4 protein-coding genes and 1 pseudogene are annotated in these 6,126 nt (G+C 74.2%); 4 read left to right on the top strand and 1 reads right to left on the bottom strand.

Translation table 11 applies throughout. From position 1 onward, the window contains the following. A pseudogene (locus tag ACFV5N_RS23305) lies at positions 1–968 on the top strand (Asp-tRNA(Asn)/Glu-tRNA(Gln) amidotransferase GatCAB subunit B); the annotation flags it as partial. A 246-nt stretch (positions 969–1,214) separates the two neighbouring features. On the opposite strand, the gene ACFV5N_RS23300 reads toward ACFV5N_RS23305, so the two are convergent. Continuing rightward, entirely contained in the window at positions 1,215–2,207 is a 993-nt protein-coding gene (locus ACFV5N_RS23300; RefSeq protein ID WP_385603145.1) for an aldo/keto reductase, read from the bottom strand. A 109-nt stretch (positions 2,208–2,316) separates the two neighbouring features. Between ACFV5N_RS23300 and ACFV5N_RS23295 the strand changes: the two genes are divergently transcribed. The 3 genes from ACFV5N_RS23295 to ACFV5N_RS23285 all read left to right on the top strand — a co-directional run. Next, on the top strand, positions 2,317–2,946 hold the full coding sequence (locus tag ACFV5N_RS23295) for a TetR family transcriptional regulator (protein WP_385603142.1): 630 nt from the start codon (positions 2,317–2,319) through the stop codon (positions 2,944–2,946). Between the two features lie 163 nt (positions 2,947–3,109). Next, positions 3,110–3,301 carry a hypothetical protein gene (locus ACFV5N_RS23290; protein ID WP_385603139.1) on the top strand — a complete coding sequence of 64 codons (192 nt, stop codon included), beginning with the start codon at positions 3,110–3,112 and terminating at the stop codon, positions 3,299–3,301. A gap of 50 nt (positions 3,302–3,351) precedes the next feature. Continuing rightward, positions 3,352–6,126, top strand: a 2,775-nt coding sequence (locus ACFV5N_RS23285; protein ID WP_385603136.1) for an ATP-binding protein, incomplete at its 3' end; no start/stop codon positions are given.

The following is a 6,126-nucleotide window of genomic DNA, read 5'->3' as shown; positions in this document are numbered from 1 at the left end:
GCGCGGGCGAGCGGGCCCCCGAGGTCGCGCGCGCCTACGTCCGCGAGCTGCGCGAGGTCATCCGGGCCCTCGGTGTCTCCGAGGCGCGCATGGAGATGGGCCAGATGCGCTGCGACGTGAACGTGTCGCTGCGCCCGCACGGACGCGAGGCGTTCGGCACCCGCAGCGAGACCAAGAACGTCAACTCGCTGCGCAGCGTCGAGCGGGCGGTGCGGTTCGAGATCCAGCGGCACGCGGCGGTCCTGGACGGCGGCGGCACGATCGTCCAGGAGACCCGGCACTTCCACGAGGACAACGGCTCCACCACCTCCGGCCGGGTGAAGGAGGAGGCGGAGGACTACCGCTACTTCCCCGAGCCGGACCTGGTGCCGGTGGCCCCGCCCAGGGAGTGGGTCGAGCAGCTGCGGGCCGAGCTTCCCGAGCTGCCCCGGGCGCGGCGCAACCGGCTGCGCGAGGAGTGGGGCATCTCGGAGCACGAGATGCAGTCGGTGCTCAACGCCGGTGCCATCGAGTTGATCACGGCCACCATCGCGGCGGGCGCGGACCAGGCGGCCGCGCGCAAGTGGTGGATGGGCGAGCTGGCCCGGCGGGCCAATGAGACGGGCACCGAGCTGTCGGCGCTGCCGGTGACGCCCGGGCAGGTCGCCCGGATCGCGGCGCTGGTGGCCGAGGGCTCGCTGAACGACAAGCTGGCCCGGCAGGTCATCGAGGGTGTGCTGGCGGGCGAGGGCGATCCCGACGAGGTCGTCGAGGCCCGCGGGCTGAAGATCGTCAAGGACGAGGGCGCGCTGGGCGCCGCCGTCGACGAGGCGATCGCCGCCAACCCGGGCGTGGCGGACAAGATCCGCGGCGGCAAGGTCGCGGCGGCGGGCGCGCTGGTCGGCGCGGTCATGAAGGCCACCCGCGGGCAGGCGGACGCGGCGCGGGCCCGCGAGCTGATCCTGGAGCGCCTCGGCGTCCAGGGCTGAGCGCCCGCGCGCTGATCCCGCACCCGGTGGGGCGGCACGGTCCGGTCCGGACGGTGCCGCCCCACCGGCGTGTACGGTGCCGTCCGCTGCTCACGGCCCGCTCGCGCGGGGAACCGGGCGGGACGATTCCTGCTGCGTGGTGGGGGCCGGGCGCGTCGCGGGCCCTGTCCCGGCGCGCCGGATGCCCCCGCCCCCGCCGCCGCCTCACCGGGTGAACGGCGGAGAGGTGTGGCGGCGCCGACGGGATCAGTCGGTGGTGTAACTGGAGAGGATCGCGGCCGGGTACCGGCTGCCCGCCGAGCCGTGGGGGAGGATCTCCGCGATGCGGGCCAGGTCGGCGTCCGTGAGCCGGACGCGCTCCGCCCCGGCGTTCTCCTCAAGACGCTCGGCACTGCGGGTGCCGGGGATGGGCACGATGTCCTCGCCCTGGGCGAGGAGCCAGGCGAGCGCGAGTTGGGCGGTGGTGATGCCCTTGGCCGTGGCGAGTTCTTTGAGCCGTTCGGTGGCGCGGAGGTTGTAGGTGTAGTTCTCCCCCTGCCAGCGCTCGTCCCAGCTGCGCATGTCGTCCTCGGGGTAGGCATCCGCGGGTTTGACCGAACCGGTCAGGAAGCCCCGGCCGAGCGGGGAGTAGGGCACCAGGCCGATGCCGAGCTCGCGCAGGGCGGGGAGGATCTCCTCCTGGACCTCGCGCTCGAAGAGGGAGTACTCGTACTGAAGGGCGGAGACCGGGGTGACGGCGTGGGCCCGGCGGATGTACTGGGGGCCGACGTTGCTCAGGCCGAAGTACCTGACCTTGCCCTCGGCGATCAGTTCGCCGACGGCGCCCGCGACGTCCTCGGCGGGGACATAGGGGTTGGAGATGTGCTGGTAGAAGAGGTCGATGTGGTCGGTCCGCAGGTGGCGCAGGCTGTTCTCGGCGACCTTGCGGATGTTCTCGGGGCGGCTGTCGAAGCCGGAACCGAAGGGCTGGGCGGTCATGTCGAAGCCGAATTTGGTGGCCAGGACCACCTCGTCGCGGAAGTCCCGGACCGCTGTGCCCAGCAGGATCTCGTTGCTGCCGGTACCGGCGCCGTACAGCTCGGCGGTGTCGAAGAAGGTGATCCCGAGTTCATGGGCGCGACGGATGGTCGCGATGCTCTCGTCGTCGTTCGAGGCTCCGTAGGCCATGGACATGCCCATGATGCCGAGACCGAGCGCCGAGACGCGAAGGCCCTGAGAGCCCAGATGGCGGTGGTGCATGAGGTCACTCCCCAGTGCTGGCAGGTCGAACCGAACCGTTCGGTTTTAACCGTACGCGCAGCTGTCCCGCCATGCCAAACGAAATAGTTCGGTGTTCTATCCTGGGGTGATGTCCCCTTCCCCCGACTCAGGCCAGGCGCCAGGGCACGCGGCCGCTTCCGGCGGCAGCGACACCACGCGTGAGCGGATCCTGGCCGCTGCCCTGGAGGAGTTCGCCTCCCACGGCATCGCCGGCGCCCGCGTCGACCGCATCGCCAAGCGAGCCCGGAGCAGCAAGGAACGGGTCTACGCCTACTTCCGCAGCAAGGAAGCGCTCTACGCCCATGTCGCCACGCGAGAGCTCTCCGTCATCGCCGAAGCCGTCCAGATCGACCCGTCCGACCTTCCCGGCTACGCGGGCCATCTGTTCGACTACTTCGCCGCCCGCCCGGACCATCACCGCCTGATCACCTGGGGGCGCCTGGAGCTGGCTGACACCGGGGCCACCGAAGACCATCCCACCCGGGCGGCCATCACCCGCAAGCTCGACCTGCTCCGCCGGGCTCAGCGCGCCGGGCACCTCAGTGCCGCCTGGGACCCGGCCGACATCCTCGCCCTGGTCAACCAGATCGCCACGACCTGGGCCGCCCAGCCCGAATTCGCCGAAGCCGCGGCCGAGCACGCCCGGGACCCCTCCACCGCAGCCCGCCGCGCCGCCGTGGTGACCGCCGTCGAGAAGCTGTTCCCCCGAGCGGTCTGAGGAGCACCGGCTCCGGGCGGGGGAACGGCCTCTAAGGCCCCCCGGGCCCCGGAATAAGGCCCCCGGGGCCCGTGCTCCGGGGCGTTCTCCCGATGTGCCCGCGGGGGCCGCCCGCGCACAGTGGAGGCATCGGATCGACGACGCCCACCGGGAGACGGACACCTTGATCACGGAGTACGCACTGCACCAACAGCGGGCCGCCGAACTGGAACGTGCCGCGGCCGAACAGCGCCGCGCCAGGCAGGCGGCGGCGGAGAAGAGGAAGGAGAAGGGGAAGGGGGAGGGGGAGGAGCAGCGGCCGGCGTCCGGCGCGGGGGAGCGCACCGCGCGGACGGACTGGTCGACGGCGGCGTGACCGGGACGCTGCCCCGGATATCCGCTGTCCCGGCCCGCGACACCCGTGCGATGCTCGGGCAGGTGGACAGCCAGCGGATCAGCCCCGTGTTCATCGGCCGGGAGGCCGAACGCAGCGTTCTGACGGCCGGTCTGGAACGGGCCGCCGCAGGCGACCCGCGGTCCGTCGTCGTCGGGGGCGAGGCGGGCGTGGGCAAGACCCGGCTGCTGGAGGAGTTCTTGAGGGCCGCGCGGACGGGCGGCGCGGTGACGGCGGTCGGCGGCTGCGTCGAACAGGGCGCGGACGGGCTGCCCTTCGCACCCCTCGCCACGTTGCTGCGCGCCCTGCACCGCCGGCTGGGCGGCGAACTGGCCGAGGCGGCCGGCGGGTGGGAGACGGAGCTGGCCAGGCTGCTGCCCGGACTGGGCGAGACCGGGCCCGCCACCGGGCCGGAGCCGGACCGGATGCGGCTGTTCGAGGCGACCGCCCGGCTGCTGGAACGGCTGGCCCGCGCGGACCGCCCGCTGGTCGTCGCGGTGGAGGACCTGCACTGGTCGGACCGCTCCACCCGGGAACTGCTCGGCTACCTCGTCCGCTCGCTCCAGCACTCCCATCTGCTGCTGGTGGCCACCTATCGCGCGGACGACCTGCACCGCCGCCATCCGCTGCGGCCGTTCCTCGCGGGGCTCGACCGGCTGCGCACCGTACGGCGGCTCGATCTCGCCCGGTTCACCGAGCGCGAGGTGACCGCCCAGATGACGGCGATCACCGGCGCCGCACCGGAGCCCGCGCTGGCCCGGTCGGTGTACGAGCGCTCCGAGGGCAACCCGTTCTTCGTCGAGGAGCTGACCGCCGACGGCGCCACCGTGCGCGGCGGGCTGAGCCCGTCACTGCGCGATCTGCTGCTGGTGCGTCTGGAGAGCCTGCCGGACGAGGTGCAGGAGGTGCTGCGGACGGTGGCCGCCGGTGGCTCGTTCGTGGAGCACGCCCTGCTGGCCGAGACGGCCGGCTGCACGGAGGGCGAACTGCTGGCCGTGCTGCGCACCGCCGTCGGCGCCCATCTGCTGGTGCCCACGGCCGACGGCGACGGCTACACCTTCCGGCACGCCCTGACCCGCGAGGCGGTGCTGGACGATCTGCTGCCCGGCGAGCGCGCCCAGCTCAGCCTGCGGTACGCCCGCGCTCTGGAGCGGGTGCCGCACGCCGTGCCCGAGGACCAGTACGCCGCCCGGCTCGCGGGGTACTGGTACCACGCGGGGGTGCGGGAGCAGGCGCTGCCCGCGGTCCTGGAGGCCGCCGTCCACGCCCGCCGCCGCTACGCCTTCGCCGAGCAACTCGGCCTGCTGGAACGCGCCCTGGAGCTGTGGGAGGCGGTGTCGCCCGCCGTACGGGAGGGCCTGCGCCCGGTGGACTACATCTGGGTCTACCCGGCGGAGCGCCGCGCCGGCGCCCTGGACCATGTCGATCTGCTGGCCGAGGCGACGATGGCGGCGCTGCTGGCCGAGAGTTACGACCGGGCGCTGACCATCAGCAGGCGGGCGCTGCGCGCCCTGGACGAGCGCCGGGAGCCGCTGCGCAGCGCCTGGTTCTGGCTCCAGCGTTCCCGGATGGACAACGGGCCCTCCCGCAGCGACGGCCGGGCCGAGCTGCGCCGGGCCAGGGAACTGGTGCGCGGGCTGCCGCCGTCCGTGGTGCACGCCCAGGTGCTGGCCCTGGACGCCGCCCGGCGGACGTCGGGGGAGCCGGTGGGGCCGCAGATGTTCGAGACGGCCGAGCGGGCGCTGTCGATGGCCCGGCTGGTGGACGTCGAATCCATCGAGCTGTACGCCCGGTTCACGCTGGCCTGCCTGCGCGCCGAGGCCGGGTCGACCGAGGACGGCGTCGCCGAGATGGGCCGGGTGCTCCAGCGGGTCCTGGACCGGGGCGAGGTGTCCCTGCTCGGCCGCTGTCTGGTGAACTCCGCCGTCACCCTCGGCGAGATCGGCCGGCTGGACGCCTCGCTGGAGGCCACCGAGCGCGGCTTCGAGCTGGCGGACCGGTTCGGTCTGGAGGACACCAAGGCGTGGCTGGCCACCAACCGGGCCTCCGTGCTGCTCCTGCGCGGCGACTGGGCCGGCTGCGCCGAGTCGCTGACGCTGGCCCGCGAGCGGGCGCGCTCCGACACGCCGCAGGCCGCCGCCACCGTGCTCGCCGCCCAGCTGGCGCTGCTGCGGGGCGAGGTGCCGGCCGCCCGTGCCGCGCTGGCGGTGGTCCGCGACGGCTTCCGTACCCCGGAGCTGCGCGCGGACTTCCTGATCGGACTGAGCCGGGTGGAGCTGGAGCTGGCCGCGCACGACGGTGACATCGGGCTGGTCAGGGAACTGTTCCGGGTGGCCACGGCGAACGGCCTGCTGCCGTTCACCGCCAGCTCCCTGTGGGGGCTCTTCGACGCCGCGGCCCGCGCCGAGTCCGGTACCCGGGGGCTGCCCGCGGCGGACGCGGGCCGGGCGCAGGCGGTGGCCGCGATCCGCGAGGCCATGGGGCCCGCGCCGCGCCGGGCCCCGCTGTGGGCGGGGCTCGGCCGGCTGGTCGAGGCGGAGCTGCTGCGCGCGGAAGGGCGGGACTCGGCGGCCCGCTGGGCCGAGGCGGTGGCCGGTCTTGAGCCGCTGGGGCTCCCGTACCACCTGGCGCAGGCCCGGGTGAGCTGGGCGGAGGCGCTGCTGGCGGAGAACGGGACGGCGGCGGACGTACGCGCCCGGGCCGTCCGGCTGCTGGGCCGGGTGCGTACGGCGGCGGAAGGGCTCGGCGCGGCGCCGCTCACCGCGCGGATCGATCAGCTGGCCGCGCGGGAGCGGCTGACCGGGGAC

It is taken from the genome of Streptomyces sp. NPDC059853 (genome assembly GCF_042731495.1).
GTDB lineage: Bacteria > Actinomycetota > Actinomycetes > Streptomycetales > Streptomycetaceae > Streptomyces.
This window is presented reverse-complemented; position numbering and strand designations above follow the sequence as displayed.